General features: G+C 50.8%; 16 protein-coding genes. All 16 read left to right on the top strand.

Going from position 1 to position 18,286, the window contains the following annotated elements:
• Positions 1-15 precede the first annotated feature (15 nt).
• The 16 genes from ACFQRK_RS08545 to ACFQRK_RS08470 all read left to right on the top strand — a co-directional run bounded on the left by ACFQRK_RS08545 (position 16) and on the right by ACFQRK_RS08470 (position 18,282).
• The gene (locus tag ACFQRK_RS08545) at positions 16-846 is read left to right on the top strand and encodes a class I fructose-bisphosphate aldolase (protein ID WP_379005574.1); all 831 of its coding nucleotides are present in this window, start codon (positions 16-18) and stop codon (positions 844-846) included.
• A 6-nt stretch (positions 847-852) separates the two neighbouring features.
• Positions 853-1,998, top strand: coding sequence for a Gfo/Idh/MocA family protein (locus ACFQRK_RS08540; RefSeq protein ID WP_379005572.1), 1,146 nt, complete (start codon positions 853-855; stop codon positions 1,996-1,998).
• Positions 1,995-2,561 (top strand): D-lyxose/D-mannose family sugar isomerase, encoded by a 567-nt coding sequence (locus ACFQRK_RS08535; RefSeq protein ID WP_379005570.1) that lies wholly within the window; start codon positions 1,995-1,997, stop codon positions 2,559-2,561. Before ACFQRK_RS08540 ends, ACFQRK_RS08535 begins: the two co-directional genes overlap by 4 nt.
• An 11-nt stretch (positions 2,562-2,572) precedes the next feature.
• Positions 2,573-3,607 carry a carbohydrate kinase family protein gene (locus tag ACFQRK_RS08530; protein WP_379005568.1) on the top strand — a complete coding sequence of 345 codons (1,035 nt, stop codon included), beginning with the start codon at positions 2,573-2,575 and terminating at the stop codon, positions 3,605-3,607.
• An 84-nt stretch (positions 3,608-3,691) separates the two neighbouring features.
• Positions 3,692-4,516: a sugar phosphate isomerase/epimerase family protein gene (locus ACFQRK_RS08525; RefSeq protein ID WP_379005566.1), complete on the top strand. Its 825-nt coding sequence runs from the start codon at positions 3,692-3,694 to the stop codon at positions 4,514-4,516.
• Positions 4,504-5,394, top strand: a complete 891-nt coding sequence (locus ACFQRK_RS08520) for an SMP-30/gluconolactonase/LRE family protein (RefSeq protein WP_379005565.1) — start codon at positions 4,504-4,506, stop codon at positions 5,392-5,394. Before ACFQRK_RS08525 ends, ACFQRK_RS08520 begins: the two co-directional genes overlap by 13 nt.
• A 56-nt stretch (positions 5,395-5,450) precedes the next feature.
• Positions 5,451-6,221: an SDR family NAD(P)-dependent oxidoreductase gene (locus tag ACFQRK_RS08515; RefSeq protein ID WP_379005563.1), complete on the top strand. Its 771-nt coding sequence runs from the start codon at positions 5,451-5,453 to the stop codon at positions 6,219-6,221.
• 43 nt (positions 6,222-6,264) lie between these two features.
• Positions 6,265-6,942: a DUF1080 domain-containing protein gene (locus ACFQRK_RS08510; RefSeq protein WP_379005561.1), complete on the top strand. Its 678-nt coding sequence runs from the start codon at positions 6,265-6,267 to the stop codon at positions 6,940-6,942.
• 15 nt (positions 6,943-6,957) lie between these two features.
• Positions 6,958-7,812, top strand: coding sequence for an AraC family transcriptional regulator (locus ACFQRK_RS08505; RefSeq protein WP_379005560.1), 855 nt, complete (start codon positions 6,958-6,960; stop codon positions 7,810-7,812).
• 20 nt (positions 7,813-7,832) lie between these two features.
• The gene (locus ACFQRK_RS08500; protein WP_379005558.1) at positions 7,833-8,264 is read left to right on the top strand and encodes a c-type cytochrome; all 432 of its coding nucleotides are present in this window, start codon (positions 7,833-7,835) and stop codon (positions 8,262-8,264) included.
• A gap of 113 nt (positions 8,265-8,377) precedes the next feature.
• Positions 8,378-9,742, top strand: a complete 1,365-nt coding sequence (locus ACFQRK_RS08495; protein WP_379005557.1) for a Gfo/Idh/MocA family protein — start codon at positions 8,378-8,380, stop codon at positions 9,740-9,742.
• Positions 9,743-9,964: 222 nt separating this feature from the next.
• Positions 9,965-11,446, top strand: coding sequence for a neutral/alkaline non-lysosomal ceramidase N-terminal domain-containing protein (locus tag ACFQRK_RS08490; protein WP_379005555.1), 1,482 nt, complete (start codon positions 9,965-9,967; stop codon positions 11,444-11,446).
• Between the two features lie 11 nt (positions 11,447-11,457).
• Positions 11,458-12,906 carry a hypothetical protein gene (locus ACFQRK_RS08485; protein WP_379005553.1) on the top strand — a complete coding sequence of 483 codons (1,449 nt, stop codon included), beginning with the start codon at positions 11,458-11,460 and terminating at the stop codon, positions 12,904-12,906.
• An 11-nt stretch (positions 12,907-12,917) separates the two neighbouring features.
• The gene (locus ACFQRK_RS08480; protein ID WP_379005551.1) at positions 12,918-15,833 is read left to right on the top strand and encodes a PVC-type heme-binding CxxCH protein; all 2,916 of its coding nucleotides are present in this window, start codon (positions 12,918-12,920) and stop codon (positions 15,831-15,833) included.
• Between the two features lie 2 nt (positions 15,834-15,835).
• Entirely contained in the window at positions 15,836-16,669 is an 834-nt protein-coding gene (locus ACFQRK_RS08475; protein ID WP_379005549.1) for a DUF1080 domain-containing protein, read from the top strand.
• 296 nt (positions 16,670-16,965) lie between these two features.
• Positions 16,966-18,282, top strand: coding sequence for a Gfo/Idh/MocA family protein (locus ACFQRK_RS08470; protein WP_379005547.1), 1,317 nt, complete (start codon positions 16,966-16,968; stop codon positions 18,280-18,282).
• Positions 18,283-18,286: the final 4 nt, after the last annotated feature.

The raw sequence follows: 18,286 nt of genomic DNA, 5'->3' as shown, positions 1-18,286 counted from the left end.
AATAATAATTTACGAATGAAAACGTATAGATTAAACAGACTCTTTAACAGAAACTCAGGTAATTGTTTTGATGTGGCGATTGATCACGGGTTCTTTAATGAGTATTCCTTTTTGCAAGGCATTGAAAGTATCAAGAACGCGGTGGATGTCTTGGTAGAGGCAGCTCCGGATGCCATCCAACTCACGGTTGGTCAAGCGCATTACCTGCAGTCTGTTGCAGGACGAGAAAAACCATCCTTGGTTTTACGCACCGACGTCGCCAACGTATACGGCAAGCAATTGCCACGTACCCTGTTCAGTCGGATGATCGAAAATCCGGTGGAGCAGGCCATTCGTTTGGACGCAGTATGTGTCGTGGTAAATCTGTTCAGCATTCCGGACGAACCGGAAGTGACCGATCAATGTATCCAGAATATCTTGAAAATAAAGCCGGAGACCGAACGTTACGGTATCCCGCTGATGGTGGAGCCCTTGGTGTTCCGTCCAAATAATGAAGCGGGGGGATACATGGTGAATGGTGATCCGACGAAAATTATTCCCCTGGTCAGGCAGGGCGTGGAGTTGGGGGCCGACATCATCAAGGCGGATCCTACCGACAACGTAGACGATTATCATCGCGTCGTGGAAACTGCTGGTGATATTCCGGTATTGGTGCGCGGTGGTGGAAAAGCAAGCGACGAGGAAATCCTGCAGCGCACGTATGGATTGATGCAGCAGGGGGTAAGGGGCATCGTATACGGCAGGAACGTTATTCAGCACGCAAATCCAAGTGGTATGACCCGTGCGTTGATGGCCATTGTACACGAAGGTGCTAAACCGGAGGAAGTGATTGGATTGTTAAAATAGAAGTAAATGAAGACAATAAATATTGGCATCATTGGCGGCGGACTGATGGGACGCGAGGCGGCGAGCGCCTTTGGGCGTTGGTTTGCACTGAAGGATTTTCCGGTGCGGGTGCAACTAACCGCTGTATGTGATTTGAACGAAGACATATTGTCCTGGTACAAACAGATCGATAGCGTTTCGTTGCTCACAACGGATTATCGGGAACTGATTGCCAGTGATCGCGTGGATGTCGTATACATCGCCGTGCCGCACAACCTGCACCGCGAACTATACATCGATATCCTGAGGGCCGGCAAAGATCTGCTGGGTGAGAAGCCTTTTGGGATTGATCAGGAAGCAGCTGAAGAGATCGCGGCCGAGGCCGCTAAATTGGGGCGGTTTGTGCGTTGCAGTTCGGAGATGCCATTTTTGCCGGGGCCCCAGCGGGTCATCGCCGAAGTGCAATCGGGGAGGTTGGGCCGGATATTTGAAATCCGGTCGGGCTTCCTGCATGCCAGCGATATGAACGCGCAAAAGCCGATCAATTGGAAACGCCAGTCGCAATACTGCGGTGAAATCGGTGTGATGGGCGATCTCGGCATGCATGCATTGCACGTGCCGCTGCGATTGGGCTGGAAACCCGCTAAGGTATTTGCCCAATTGCAAAAAATCATTACCGAGCGGCCTGATGGAAAAGGCGGCATGGCGATATGTGACACATGGAATAATGCGACGCTGAGCACCCAGGTAGATATCGATGGAGAGCCCGTGCCCATGCAATTGGAGATGAAGCGTCTGGCACCGGGTGAAACAAATACGTGGTATATCGAGATTTATGGCACGGAAGGCGGTGTGCGCTATAGCACGAAAGATACCAAGGCATTCTGGCAGTTCACCAACGGGCCGGAGCAATGGTGGAAACGCACCGATCTCGGATTTCAGGTACCCTTTGAAACCATCACCGGTGGCATTTTCGAGGCAGGTTTCCCCGACTGCTTTATGCAGATGTTTGCGGCTTACGTTGCCGAACGGGAAGGCTTCCTGAATGGAAAGTTTGGTTGTGCAACACCCGAGGAAGCGGTGGATAGCCACCGCGTATTTAAGGCGGCCCTACGCTCACAGGAAACCGGTACATTCGTCGATGTCTCGTCCGCCCCAACGCTTGTCATATGAACCGATCAGAAATAAACTACGCCGTGCGATCGGCCATCAATTTCTTCGAACGCCACGGCTGGGTGCTACCGCCCAATCCGGCATGGGATGTGACGGATTTTGGGTTAGGTATTTTTCGCAAAGAGGGGCTGGTATTGGTAAACCTTGCTGCAGAGCCTGAGTATTGTGAAAAGCTGATGTATGCTTGGCGGGATCAAACCACACCGGCACATTACCACAAGCAGAAAAAAGAAGATATCATCTGCAGGGTGGGCGAACTCGCTGTGACGTTGTGGGGAGAAGACCCCGAAACGATCGGGCAGGAATTTATAAATGTAAAAATCAACGGTGAATATCGGGCGGTCCGCAACGGGGAGCCTACGGTGTTGAAAGCCGGAGAACGTATCACCATCACGCCCCTGCTTTGGCATGCGTTTCATCCCGTTTCCGCAGAATGTATTATTGGCGAGGTATCTACCGCCAACGACGATGAAAATGATAATTTCTTTTGGGATAAAGAGATCGGGCGATTTCCCGAAATCGTTGAAGATGAACCTCCGCTGGTAAAATTGCTGAGTGAATAATCCATTAGGCTATGTCGACAAATCAAATGAACCGGTCGGGACTGCTGGTAGCGGGCAACTGGATATTGGATCAGGTGAAACTGATTGACAAGTTTCCAGCGGAACAGTCCCTTGTCAATATTTTGCATGAGTACACGAGTAACGGCGGATCTGCGTATAATATTCTGATAGACCTGACAAAAATGGAGGCCCCCTTCCCGTTGGAAGCAATTGGTTTGGTAGGTAATGATTTCAATGGTGTACGGATTGTCGATCATTGCCGAGAAGCGGGCATCGATGTGCGGCAGCTGCAAATGGCACCCGACATACCCACGTCTTATACCATCGTGACCTCGGTAAAGCACACCGGAAAGCGCACATTTTTTCATCATCGTGGCGCTAACTCGTTGTTGGATATCGAGCACTTCGATTTTCGAATATCCAACGCCAAGATTTTCCACCTGGGTTACCTGCTCTTGTTGGATCGCTTGGATGAAATTCTGCCCGACGGAAAAACAAAGGCTTCACTGGTCTTGGAACAGGCTAAGCGGGAAGGATTTTTGACCTCCATTGATTTGGTGAGTGAGGATTCGGATCGTTTCTCCACGATTATCCCGTGTGCATTGCCCCATGTCGATTACCTGTTTCTCAATGAATATGAGGCCAGTCGGCTGTCGGGTATCGATTTAACGGAAACGGTGGACCCGGTCGAAATGAGCAGTCGGTGTGCGGACGTATTTAAGATTATTTTCCAGATGGGCGTCAATGAATGGATGATCATCCACCATCCGGATGGCGTATGGGCAGCGCGCCGCGACGGAAAGCAACTATTCCAACCCAGCCTGCGGCTTCCTCAAGAACACGTAGTAGGCGCAAATGGTGCGGGAGATGCACTGGCCGCCGGTGTTCTGATGGGTATACACGAAGGCTGGCCCATGGAAGCATGCCTTGATTTGGGCGTCTGTGCGGCAGCGGCCAGCCTGTCGCACGTAACGTGCTCCGATGGGATATGTGCGTATCGGGATTGCTTGGCACTTTCTAAATTATATGGATATCGTTCATTTTAATCCGTAACTTCACCGCTGTGGCTGCTTTGGTATAGAACGTAGCGCAGCGGCCTTTCATCACCGCTAAAAAGCAAATTTAATAAGATGAAAATTAGAACCATTGGCATGTTGGCTGTAGTCTGCTGGTGTGCAGCCTGTAGTCCGAAGGGCAAAAAGGAAGTTTCCAATGTTGGAATTGCGCTGTATTCTTTTAACCGGTTTTCGCTGGAAGAAAGCTTACAGAAAGCGAAAGAAAGTGGCGTCGCATACGTAGAGGGATTTTCTTTTCATCAATTGAGCGGGCGCTTTGGCGAGAAGCCCCTTGCTGCACTGAATGAACCGGAACTTGCCGAAGTCCGATCCCTGTTGCAGGCGAATGACCTGCGGATGGTTTCCATGTATGCCGACGGTAAGACCCTTGCCGAATGGCAAGCGATGTTTGAGATAGGGAAGCAGCTTGGTTTGGAATTTCTGGTAGGTGAGCCCGAACCGGATTTTTGGGATGCATTGGATAGCTTGGCCGCGGATTACGGAATCAAGTTGGCCATCCATCAGCACGCCAAGGGGCACAGCCGATTTTGGCACCCTGATTCCGTTTTGGCTGCGTTGAAGGGGCATCCGAATTTCAAAGTCTGCGGTGACTTGGGACATTGGACGCGCAGCGGGCTTGACCCCGCAGAATGTTTGAAACAGCTGGAAGGACACCTGGTCAGTATCCATGCGAAAGATCTGGATTCTTTTGGAAACTTGAAAGCAGCCGACGTAAAAGTGGGAAGCGGAATCATTGATTATAAAGCGGTGTTTTCCGAATTGAATCGTCAAAAATTCGACGGGTACATCTTCGTGGAATGTGAGCACGATTGGGATCACAATTTCGGTGATGTGAAAGCGGCTGTCGAGTTTCTTAACCGTTTGGAATGGAACCCCTGATACTTGATGCGCCCGCTTGTATGCTTGGAGAGAGTCCGATGTGGCACGCTGGGCGTGGCAGCGCGTTCTGGGTGGATATACTGGGGAATGCAATCTTTGAGTATAACTTGGATGACGGACGGGTAAGTAGGTATGCAGGGAGCCGGATGATTTCATTGGTTTGCCCAGTCTGCGACCAAAACGGCGTGCTCGTAGCAGGTGCGCAGGGCGGTATCGGTGTTTACGATCTGTCGTCCCAGTCATTGTCAATAATTTCCGATTTGAATAGGAGCTGGGAACACCATCGCTGCAACGATGGCGCCGTTGACTGTTTGGGAAATCTGTGGATTGGAACGACGCATGTAGACCACGAACCGGAAGCAGGGGATTTATACCGTGTTTCGGAAGATTGGTGCGCTGCTAAAAAAATTGAACGGGTGACGATCTCCAATGGTATCTGCTGGTCTGCAGATCACAAAACCATGTTTTACATCGATACTCCTACGCGGGAAATCAGGGCATTTCACTGTTCAGCAGCCGGAGTGCTTACATTTGACCGGGTGGCGGCGAAAATTCCGGCATCCGTGGGATACCCGGACGGTATGGCAATGGACGCGGCTGGTACCATTTGGGTAGCCATTTGGGGCGGGTGCGGCGTAGGCGGTTTCAATTCCCTCACAGGAGTCATGGAACACTGGATTTCTTTGCCGGTGCCTCAGGTGTCGTCCTGTGCGTTTGTGGGTTCCAAGCTGGATCACCTACTTATTACCACAGCCAGGAAGGAGATGGACAACCAGCAATTGGCGGATTATCCCGACAGCGGTCATACATTCTTGGCGAAAATGGACGTGCCTGGGTTGCCAACTTACGATTGTCGGTTGCCTATACGGCTACCGTAAAAAATTAGGTTCAAATCACGGCCAGGCAAATTTTTTGTTGAAGTTAAATAGATAGGATGACTACAGATAGATTTACAGGTAAAACGGCAATCATTACGGGTGCAGGTCAGGGTATCGGCTTTGAAATTGCACGCCAGCTGGCGTCAGAAGGGGCCACGGTACTGCTGAATGACGTCGACGAGGCGCTGACGGAACGCGCAGTGACTCGGATTGCGGAGCATGGTAACTGCTTGGCCTGCCCGGGGGACTCGGGTGACCTTGCCTTTATCGACCGGATTGTGAAACGTGCCGTGAACGAAACCGGCACATTGGATATCGTCATTGCCAACGCAGGAATTACGCTTTTCGGTGATTTTCTGGAATATACGCCAGCATCATTCCACCGGGTAATGACCGTGAATCTTGCGGGTACATTTTTTCTTGCCCAGGCGGGGGCCAAGGAGTTAATCCGGCAGGGCCGCGGAGGGTCATTGCTGTTTACCTCTTCCGTAACCGGTCATCAGGCTCATAAAGACCTGGCCGCGTATGGAATGTCGAAAGCCGCCTTGGAAATGTTGGCTAAACACCTGGTGTTGGAACTATCCCCATATGGCATCAACGTGAATACGGTTGCCCCGGGAGCTACGCTTACCGAGCGGACAGCGGAAGACGCCGAGTATGCAGCTATTTGGTCGTCCATTACCCCGATGGGTCGGGCTGCAACACCGGAAGATATCGCTGCAACTGCATTATTTTTGGTCAGTGACTGTGCCCGCCACATCACGGGGCAGACCCTAATTGTTGATGGAGGGTGGACTGCTGTAAGTCCGCCACCCTACCGAACGTAAATCTAGCCAGCGTAAATCGAAGTATTAGTTAATTAGGTCAATTATGTATGTAATCAGATTTTTCTCAGCGGCATTTTTAATATTGATGTGGTTATCCATTGCCAAAGGCGAAGGTTCCGATGGCATTCGCCGTCACCAGAAGAACGTACCGGCGGTGGCCGACGAATGGATACCGCTTTTTGACGGAAAAACGCTGAATGGCTGGCAAGCAAATGAGCATCCGGAAACGTTCAAGGTAGAAGACGGTGCCATCGTCGTAAATGGGGAACGGTCGCATCTTTTTTACGTGGGTGAGGTACGTAACCATGATTTCAAAAACTTTGAATTGAAAGTGGAGGTAATGACGTTTCCAAACTCAAATTCGGGAATTTATTTCCACACCCAATTTCAGGACGAGGGTTTCCCGGATATCGGTCACGAAGTGCAAGTGAATATCTCGCACGCCGATTGGCGCCGATCAGGGAGTATCTACGGCGTTGTCCATGTCGATACCGTGCCCGCGGCGGACAAACAATGGTATACACAGCATATCATTGTACAGGACAAAATAGTTCGAATACTGATTGATGGCAAGCTCATCCTCGAATATAACGAACCCGAGACCCATACAGCGCCCCGTACCGGGCATACGATTTCAAGCGGAACGTTTGCCTTGCAGGGCCACGATCCGGGAAGCAAGGTGCTTTTTCGTAACCTTCGCGTAAAGATACTTCCGGATTGATTACCTTTGTGAAAGATGATTCCCGTATCCCGCCCCATACCGATTGCCCCTACACAGTCATTTGCTGTAAAACACCTGCGCGGTTCGGATTGTAATATTCCTTATCATGTACACGATGCACACGAGCTGATACTCATCCGATCGGGTTCGGGAAGCTTTTATGTGGGCAATACCATCAGGCAGTTTCACGCAGGAGATGTGTGCTTGCTGGCGCCAGGCGTACCGCATTGGTTCAAATGTGAACGATCCCTTGAACGGAATGCCGAGGAAGATGAATTCATTGTCCTTCAGTTTTGCAGATCGTTTCTGGGAGAAACCTATTTCGACCTTCCTGAGCATGGGAAATTAAAGCGATTGTTCACGACGGAGGGGTTAGCATTGTCATTCAAGGGTGTGACCCGGGATTCATTGGCCGAATTCCTGCTTTCAATGCCTCATGCCATTGCACAGGGACGGCTACTTCTGGTGCTCCGGCTTTTAGCACTTTTGGGTGAAAATCCAGATTTTATCCCGCTGCATTATACCATATCCACGGACATAGGCTTGCAAGGGCGGAAACCATTGGAGCGTATCCAAGCATACGTGGCCGAACGGATGCATAACCGGATCTGCCTTGAAGAGGTGGCTAGTTTGGTGAACATGAGTGTGCCGACCTTTTGCCGGTATTTCAAACAGTGGACTGGAAAAACACTGACGGATTTTGTACAGGAGATGCGAATAGAGTATGCATGCGAGCTGATGAAAGAGACTAACCTGCCGATTCAGAACGTTTGCAAGGATAGTGGGTTTCAATCCATGGCCCATTTCATCAGACTTTTTAAACGGTTGAAGGGAATGACTCCACAGAAGTTCAGGAAAATGTTTGCATAGTTCGCCAAAACCGGGTAGCCATGCGGGCGTTGAAAATTAGTTTGACCGCTTTTTTAGCATGCATCCTGTTCGTGACCGGTTGCCAGTCCGGTGCAGGACGCCGAGACAATAGATCGGCCCTCGGACCTCAAAAAGAGCGCATAGAAAAGCTGGCAGGAGATGTCGACGTAGTACCTTCAACAGACGAACTCGATCGAGGAAGAGTGCTCATTTCCTACTCCGATTGTTTTGCCTGCCATAAAGAAGCCGATCGCAAACGAGGTCCTGCTTTCAAGGACATCGCGGCTCGTTATCCGATGAACAGCACCTATATCCGCATACTTGCCAAACGGATCGTGGTAGGAACCAAGGGCTCATGGGGCAATGTTGTCATGCCGCCGCATCCGGCAATTTCGGAAATAGATGCTGAGAAGATGGTTGCCTATATTCTTTCATTGGATGGAACCGACTGAGGCCTAAGCGGATTTTTTAATTTTTTCTTGTATATACAAGTTTAATATATACCTTTGTTTAGCATAGCAGAATAACCAAATTTTTTAAACCGCTAATACAGGTCTACAAAGGTATGAATAACAAGTATTCAACATCACGGAGGGAATTTTTGATTACGGCCGCTACCGCCGCCATCGGTGCGCCGTTTGTTTTGGAATCTTCGGCCAAGGCATTCGCCGCATCACCAAACGGGAAACTCCGACATGCGTGCATCGGTGTTGGTGGCATGGGCGCTCACGACCTTCAAAACTTCAAGTCCCATCCAGATGTCGAAATTGTAGCGCTGTGCGATGTAGACGAAAACATCTTAAAAAAAGCTGCTGAGATTGTTCCCGGTGCGCGTCTCTATACGGATTGGCGTGAGCTTTTTAAAAAGGAAAAGAATAAAATCGATGCGGTAAACGTAACAGTACCCGATCACAATCACTTTGTGATTGCCATGGCGGCTATTCAGGCAAGAAAACACGTGTATTGTCAAAAGCCCATGTGTCACGATGTCGCTGAGGTGCGCGTTCTCACGCAGGCATCCATAAAAGCTGGGGTGATTACACAGTTGGGAACGCAGATAGCCTCTTCAATTGGCGACCGAACGGCTGTCCGATGGATTAAGGAAGGCATCATCGGAAAGGTTAAACATGCTTACCTCTGTTCAAACCGCTCGGGTATTGCGGGTTACCGGCTCGCCGGACCGCGACCTGCGATGGGCCAGGAGGTTCCTCCGGGTTTACATTGGGACAACTGGATCGGGACCGCTCCAATGCGGCCTTTCGCACCATCCATTTATCACCCGGCCATATGGCGTGCCTGGCAGGATTTCGGGACCGGATGGTCGGGAGACATCGGTTGCCATATCTTTGATGCCGTTTGGAAAGGACTGGACATGAAGGCGCCGATATCCGTAGTGGCAGAGGTGCAGAAGTCCTGGAAAGATTCGCCTGAACGACGTGGTGATACCTGGCCGCAAAGCAATCACATCACTTGGATGTTCCCCGGCAATGACCAGACGGAGTCCGACGTGTTGCCCGTAGAATGGTTCGATGGCGAATTCTATCCACCGGCGGAGGTCCGTGCTTTATATCCGGGAGAAAAATATCCGGAGGAAGCCGCCATGCTGATTGGTACCGAAGGAGCACTGCTTATCCCGCATGGGGGAATGCCGGTGTTGCTTCCGGAAAGTAAATTCACGGATCATCAACGGCCGGAGTTGGCGGAACGTAACCATTACCATCATTTTGTAGATGCTTGTTTGGGCGGACCGAAAACGGAATCGCACTTTGCGCAAACCGGTCCGATGACGGAGGCAATCCTGCTAGGTACGGTGGCGATCCGCGTACCGGAACAGGTGTTGGAATGGGATGCCGTCCAGATGAAATTTCCCAATTATCCGGATGCTGAAAAATACCTGCGTCGGACGTATCGCAAAGGTTGGCATGCTTGAGGGCGGATCCGCCGAGCCCGCCAATTTTGATTAGCATGATAGCAACGGAAAACGCATTTTTTTCTTGTATATACAAGTTGTGTTGTTATCTTTGTTGTAGACTCGCGCACAGCGCGTGTATAAACCACCGTCCGCCTCCGCCATAGGTTGACAATGGCGTTTACAAAGTAGTCTGGCGCCGGACGGAAGTTATGAAGCAAGAAGCGATTAAAGTTGGAAGAAATGGGAACAGTAGCCCGATTCACGGCAATAGGCAAGCGTTTCATTTTAGGTGCTTTTCTCTGTTTATCCGGTTTGCAGACAAACGGACAAGCTGACGTGGGTGGTAATGAACGGATTTTCAAAGCTGGAGCGTCCATCAGTAATATCACTCCTTATCTTGGGGGAGGCATTGTCGGTAACTTCGGAATCCCCCCGGAGGCGAAGCACATCCATGATCAATTGCATGCGCGTGCGCTCGTACTGGATGATGGCACGACAAAATTGGCTTTGATTGTCTCGGACAATATATCCATAAAGCGAGAGGTATACGATGAGGCAAAGCGACTGATCAGCCAACAAACCGGGATACCCGCTGATCAGGTTTTAACTTCGTCTACCCATACACATTCTGCAACGAGCGCAGAAGGAGAGGGGGATCGAAGAAGGGGATGGAATGCTGGCCGACCATTGGATGCGTATCAGCAGTTTGTTGCCCGCCGGATCGCTGACGGCGTGGTCGTAGCGTTGAATAACCTGGAACCCGCACAGATCGGGTGGGGAGGGGTAAACGTTCCGCAGCATGTTTTCAATCGGCGTTGGAAAATGAAGCAGTCTGTGGTCAACCCTTTTGGAGAAATGGACGCCGTCAGAATGAACCCCGGGATTGGAAACCCGGATGTGGTCGAACCGGCAGGACCAACGGATCCAGAGGTATGCTTTATTTCTTTACAGGCAACGAACGGTCGCCCCATTGCGTTACTGGCAAATTACTCCTTGCATTACGTAGGCGGGGTGCCAAAGCACCACATATCCGCAGATTACTTTGCCATTTTTGCAGATCGGATTCAGGAATTGCTCGGTGCGGATAGGCAAGAAGTGCCTTTCGTCGGGATCATGAGCAACGGTACTTCGGGAGATATCAATAACATAAATGTAAAAGGTCCGAAGCTTGATCAGCCACCGTATGCCCAAATGCGCGCAGTGGCAAACGATCTTGCCGAAAAGGTTTTCGGGGCGTATTCATCCGTAGATCACGTGCCATGGGTAAAACTTCAGGCGGCGCAAACCACACTGCCGCTTCAGGTGAGAAAGCCCGATACCAAAATCCTTAAGTTGGCAAAACACATATTGTCGCAGCCTGAAGGGAGCAAACCGCTGCACCACCCATTGGAGCGGACTTATGCGGAAAGAATCGTTCAACTGGCGGAAGAATGGCCGGACCAAATCGAGGTCATTTTGCAAGCATTCCGCATTGGCGATTTGGGTATTGCAGCCATTCCGTTTGAAACGTTTGCGGAAACAGGGCTAGAAATCAAGGCGAAATCTCCAATGGAAAAGACGTTCACCATCTCACTGGCTAATGGGTCCTATGGCTATCTTCCGACGCCCGAACAACACGAATTAGGTGGGTATGAGACGTGGCTAAGCACGAGTAAAGTCCAGAAAGATGCGTCACGGGAAATCGTAAATACATTGCTTGGGCTATTTAAACATTTTGAATAAATTGACACCTTATGAATAGATGCTTTGGTTGCCTTTTCGTGTTGTTGATGTTGCTTGCAAAACCGGATCGGAGTTATGCAGCGGCGGATTCCCTAGTGCTGAAGGCGGGCGCTGCTACCAGTAACATTACGCCCAAGATCGGCTCTTCGATCAATGGGAGTATGCAGGATATAAAAATCGAGAATATTCATGACGAGACGCATGCGCGTGCGCTGGTTTTGGATGACGGTCGGACCCAGTTAGCGTTTGTCGTACTTGATCTTTGTATGGTATCCCGCGAAGTACTTGATCAGGCAAAGCAGCGTGCGCATGAGTTGACGGGGATTCCTACCAGCCATATGATGATGTCAGCTACCCATACCCATTCTGCGGGAACTGCCTGTGGCGTATTTCAGAGTGATCCAGATCCCGCTTACCTGGCTTTTTTGGCGGATCGCGCCGCCGATGCGCTCATCCGGGCATACCGCAATCGCGTACCGGCACAAATCGCCTGGGGTGTGGGAGAAGAACGGAATGAAGTATTTAACCGCCGCTGGCATATGAAGCCGGGTACACCGCTCCCAAATCCGTTTGGTGGTCAAGATCAAGTGAAAATGAATCCGGGGGTAGGCAATCCGGACCTGTTGAAGCCGGCCGGTCCGGTTGACCCGGACGTGCCGGTCGTCGCGTTGCAGACACTAACCGGGGACCCCATTGCATTATTGGCCAATTACTCCTTACACTATGTGGGCGGAACGGGACGGGGAGAAGTTTCGGCAGACTATTACGGAATGTTTGCGGATCGGATTGGCCAATTGCTGGGAGCGGAAAGGTCCGCACAGCGTCCCCCTTTTGTGGGAATAATGACCAACGGAACAAGCGGCGATATCAATAACATTGAATGGGCCGCCAAGGAACGGGAAACGTTTTCGCCATATACGAAGATGCAATCGGTTGCTGATAACTTGGCTAAGGCCTCTTTTGAAGCGATTAAAAACGTATCTTACCAACCCTGGGTGCCACTTGCGGCGGAGCAAGAGGAAATCACGCTGGGGGTGAGGAAACCGGACGTTACCGAAATCAAGCGAGCCGAGGAAATCGTCGCCAAAGCGGAAGGGCCTCATATGAAATCATTGGAAGAGATCTATGCGCGTGAAACGCTGTTTATAAAGGACTATCCTGCCGAGGTAAATATCCTGCTGCAGGTATTTCGAATTGGAGATTTGGCAATTGCGGCCATCCCAGCGGAGGTGTTTGTCGAGATAGGATTGGAACTGAAGGCAAAAAGTCCGTTCAAGCCGACGTTTACCATTGAGCTGGCCAATGGATATAACGGTTATCTACCCACGCCCGCCCAACATAAACTGGGAGGCTACGAAACGTGGCGCGCGAGGTCTAGCTATTTAGAGGAAGATGCGTCTACTAAGATTTTACACACGTTATTCAGATTATTGGCGAATCACAAAAATAAGTCTAACTGAATTCCATCGCAATGAGCCGAAAATTTTATAGCATCCTGTTCGCTACGATAGGAGTTGCCGGTTGTCAAACTGATTCAACAAGTGAGCGTATCCGTCAAGCCCTGGAAAGTTTTCAGTTGGAAGAAGGTATGCGGATCGAGTTGGTTGTTTCAGAGCCGTTGGTGATTGATCCGGTGGCATTTGCTTTCGATGAAGACAGGCGGTTATATGTCGTGGAGGACCGCGGGTATCCCGACCCTGCGGAGGGGGGCAATCCCACTACCCTGGGCCGCATTGCGCTACTTGAGGATTCCGATGGCGATGGGCAGTACGATCAGCGCCGTGATTTTGCGGATGGATTGACGTATCCCAATGGTATTCTGCCGTGGAAAGGAGGTGTATTCGTTACCTGTGCGCCTCATATTTATTATTTCCAAGATACGGATGGCGATGGGGTTGCCGACGTTAAAAAGGTGGTGCTCACGGGATTCAATGATACCAAAACCTCGCAAATCCGGATGAGCCACCCGACATTGGGTCCCGACGGCTGGATATATGTCACAGGTGGGCTCAATGGCGGACAAGTGACCTCTCCGGCGCACCCGGATCGATCTCCGGTTACGTACACGGCAGCTGATGGGCGTTTTCATCCAGAAACACTTGAATTTCAGGTAACGGGCGGGAAAAGCCAGTTCGGACTTAGCATTGATCCGTATGGACGTCGGTTTGGTACATCCAACCGTCATCCCGTGATGCAGATCATCATGGAACCCTGGTATCTTCAGCGTAACCCCGATCTGCTTTTTAACGAAACGGTTGAAAACGTTTCCCCTGTGGAGGCGGAAGCTGTAGTGTATCCAATCAGTAAAGCGGTAACTACGGCCGACTACATTCCTAAACTGATCGGGCGTTCGCACGCGGGGACATTCACGGCTGCCAGCGGATTGGTGGTATTCTATGGAACGGGTTTAACCCCGGCGCACCGGGGAAACATCTTCATTTGTGAATCTGCACAAAACTTGGTGCAGCGGCAGGTGGTGCGGGAACACGGTTCGAGCTTCCGCTCGGAAATCGCGGAACCAAACCGAGAGTTTTTGGCCTCTACGGATGAGTGGTTCCGTCCGGTATTTGCACAGCATGGACCCGAAGGTGGGCTATACATTGCCGATATGTATCGAAAAGTGATTGATCATCCTTCGTATGTGCCGGAAGAAATGCGCAATAAACTCGATTTTGAAAGTGGTAAGACGGACGGGCGTATTTACCGGGTGATCCATGAAGATTACGAATCTTCGGATCGGGATACCGTGGGTAACGTTGGCTCCCGTGCGAGTGTTTCACAACTCGCCCGGGCGTTGTCGTCGGCGGATGAATGGAAACAAGCGACCGCTTTCCGGTTATTGCTTGAAAAGCGGCCCGAAGGCGCCATAGACCTGTTGAAAGCTATTGCGCTTCGCGGAGACTTACCTGAAAGCCGATCACGTGCCTTTTGGCTGCTCCGTTTATTCGGCGGGTTGGATATGGAGACGTGGAAGCGTTTGTTTACTGACAGCGTTTCTGCCGTGCGCGAACAGGTTGTTCAAGTGTCTGCATCAGACTGCCGGCAACATCCCGAATTGATACCGGTATTATTGGAAGCGGCTGATGATGAATCGCCGCGGGTGAGGTATCTGGCGGCGCTCGCATTGGGGGAGGTTACCTCTCCGGAGGCTGTGGCTGCCCTCGCCCGCATTGCGGCGAAGGATGGCGCAGACAAATGGACAAGGGCAGCCGTACTCAGTGGAATAGCAACCCGTACGCCGGCCTTTTTGGAAACCTTTAGCGCTCGTCAACGCGTGGACACAGCCGCGTTCGCGGCGGTTATGCAGGATTTGGGCCGTCTGCTGGGGCATGGGGGAACGGTAGCGGAATCTCGTGTTTTCTTTCAGCGCTTGGTGTCCAATAGCCGGAGCGAGGAATGGCAGGTCTCCGCCATGTTGGGCCTTGCAGAGGGATTAGGCGGGACGCTGTATTCGATCGGCGGCCCTGCCGGAAGGTCTGACTTGGATCGCTTCATCCGCAACATCAAAGGCGTGGCCGTCGGGCCGGAAACATCACATCGATTACGATTGCGCGCCATTGCGTTGCTGGGTTTCACCAGTTATCAGCAGTCTTATGAGGTACTGCAAAATCTGTTGGGCGCCCAGTTTCCGCCGGATGTGCAGTTGGAATCCGTCGCAGCCATTTCCAGATTGCAGGATCCTCGCGGCGCCACGTTGCTTACCGAAAAAGACAAATGGCCTGCGTATTCGCCGAATGTAAAACCGGCCGTTGTTTCGGCCCTGGTTTCGAATTCATCGTTCGTCCCTGCACTTTTTTCGGCCATTGAAAACGGAACCGTTCGTGCCGCGGAGATACCGTCGACGGACCGGGTCCGATTAATGAAATCGGAAAATGCGGCAATCCAACAAAAGGCGGACGAACTCTTCGGTGAACTGGAAGGGGGCGACCGGATGACCGTCTACCAGGAATATCGCGGTATTCTGGAGAATAAGGCCGATGCGAAAGCAGGGGCAGCGGCATTCCAAACGCACTGTGGAGTCTGTCATTCCTACGCAGGTAAGGGGGGACAGGTGGGGCCTGACCTTACGGGAGTTAAAAACCAGCCATCAGATGCCTTGTTACTGCATATTTTGGTTCCAAATTATGAGGTATATCCAACGTATCAATCCATCGTTGTCCGGACGAAAGATGGGGGAACCTTTTCTGGATGGGTCGTGTCCGAAACAGACAATGGGTTAACGTTACGGACGGCCTTTGGTACGGATCAGGCGATCTTACGCAGTAACATCGAGTCGTTAACCAATTCCGGGCTTTCACTGATGCCGGATGGACTGGAGCAAACGATGACGAAAGAGGATTTAGCGAATTTAATAGCCTATTTGAAAGAAGGGGGGCCAAACCCATGAAAATGAAAACGTATATAAAAACAGTGCGATATGCCGGATACGTGCTTTGGTTGACCGCAACATCGCTAATTGGAGCGAACGCGCAATCCCACACGGAGAAAGCTCCCAAGGGAACCATCCATTTATTCAATGGAAAGGACTTGGATGGTTGGTACACATTTATCAAAGACCGTGGGAAAAACCAAGACCCCAAAGGTGTTTTTACGGTCAACAAAGGCGTCTTGCGCATCTCCGGGGAAGAATGGGGGTGTATCACCACCAACGAAGCGTACGCAGACTACCGATTGGTAATGGAATTTAAGTGGGGGGAGAAGACCTACGGCACGAGAAAGCATCGGGCGCGCGATAACGGCATTCTGTTTCACTCCGTAGGTGAAGATGGCGGTTATGCCGGAACGTGGATGCATTCCATCGAATGTAACATCATTGAAGGCGGAGTGGGTGATTTTATTGTGGTAGGTGACGGGAGCGAACGCTTTTCAATCACTTGTCCGGTAGCTTCTGAACGGCACGGTTCCACACCTGTCTATCAAGCTGGCGGAGAGTTGGTTGAGGTCAACAGGGGCCGGGTCAATTGGTATGGCCGCGATCCGAACTGGATAGATACCCTTGGATTCCGCGGCGCTCGGGATGTCGACTACCCGGTGGGGCAATGGAACACGCTTGAGTGTGTAGTGAGGGGGGACGCAATCGATATTTATGTCAATGGCATACTGGTCAATCAAGCAATCCATGTGCGCCCTTCGGAGGGGCGAATACAAGTGCAATCAGAAGGGGCAGAAATGTTTGTCAGGCGGCTCGATCTTATTCCGCTGGTCCGGGAAACCAAGCGGTAAGCGGGTTGATGAAGCCGTTTCTTGTGCATACCAGATAGTTTTTTAGTTTTGTACAGCAGACGTGTTATTGGCAATATGACAGGAATCAGTATATTTGGAACTCCAATTTCATTCCTGCGAAATCAGGCGGTTTAATTAAATGACAAACGAAACTCGTACGAGGTATCGCTTGCAGTGCGGATAAAGCGAATTGATCTCTTGAACGGATTTATACAAGCTTCATTGCCACTAAAACTGCCGAAGGCTGCATGAATGCCTTTAAAAACATACAGATAATGAATAAACAGATTATTCGAATGAAAAAAAACAATTTATCGTTACCATCGGAAAGTCGCCGGTCTTTTTTAAAAACAGCAGGTGTCGCCGTAATTGGCGGTAGTGTGGCCTATCACTTTGGCCTGCCATATGCGAAAGGCAGTATTTCGGAAAAAAGGGAGGTATTGAAAATCGGTCTCATCGGCTGTGGTGGTCGAGGTACCGGAGCCGCGATTCAAGCGGTTAAGTCTGATCCCAACGTGATACTCACGGCAATGGGCGACGTTTTCGAAGATCGGTTGGAGCAGTCGTTTGACGCCTTATCGAAGGCGATTCCGGACAAGATTAAGGTGAAGAAAAGGGATAAGTTTCTAGGTTTTGACGCGTATCAGAAGGTAATCGATTCCGGCGTTGACGTCGTGCTTTTGACGGCCCCCCCGGCATTCCGGCCCGGTCATTTTGCTGCTGCGGTAGCGGCTGGGAAGCATGCCTTCTGTGAAAAGCCCATGGCAGTGGATGCACCCGGTGTCCGGTCGGTGCTGGAATCTGCGCGGAAAGCCAAAGAGAAGAACCTCGGTGTTTTTGCAGGCTTCTGTTTTCGGCACGATGCGGCAAATCAAGCCGCGTTTCAGAAGATTTTGGATGGCCAAGTAGGCAACGTACGGACCATTACCGGCTTCCGTTACGGCGGAGAACTGCCCAGTAATTATTCGAGAATGGACGGGACCGGAATCGAATATCAATTGCGGAATTGGTATTATCACAATTGGTTATCCGGCGACTTTATCGTTGAAGTGGCGTGCCACAGCGCGGATATGATGAGTTGGGCATTGGGAAATGAAATGCCGATAAAGGCGATCGGCTCAGGAGGTCGCCAGCAACGCGTTGAAGAACGGTTTGGTAATATTTACGACCATTTTTCCGTCGAATATGAGTATAAAGGCGGTGCGAAGGGATTTCTCTTTACCCGTCAGCAACGGGGTGCGTTTTCCCGCAATACCATCGATGTGACGGGTAGCGAGGGGGATGCGCGTTTGGTAATGGGTCAAAGCCACGAAATCAGTGGAAAACGTCCCTGGAAATTTGACGGAAAACCAAACAACATGTTTCAGGCCGAACATGACGCATTCTTTGCTTCGATACGGTCAGGAAATCCCATAAATGACGGAGAATGGATGGCCAACAGTACGATGATGGCCATTTTGGGCAGGATGGCTGCTTATAGTGGGCAGGAGATCACCTGGGAGGACGCGATCAATTCCAACCAAGTATTGGGGCCTAAATTGGAAGAATACAATTGGGATTTGCAATGGCAGTCACCTCCTGTAGCAATTCCGGGAGTTACGAAAGTGTTGTAATCCA

This window comes from Parapedobacter sp. GCM10030251 (assembly GCF_042666505.1).
GTDB lineage: Bacteria > Bacteroidota > Bacteroidia > Sphingobacteriales > Sphingobacteriaceae > Parapedobacter.
Note: the sequence above shows the minus strand (reverse complement) of the source record. Positions and strands in the feature narration are given on the sequence as shown.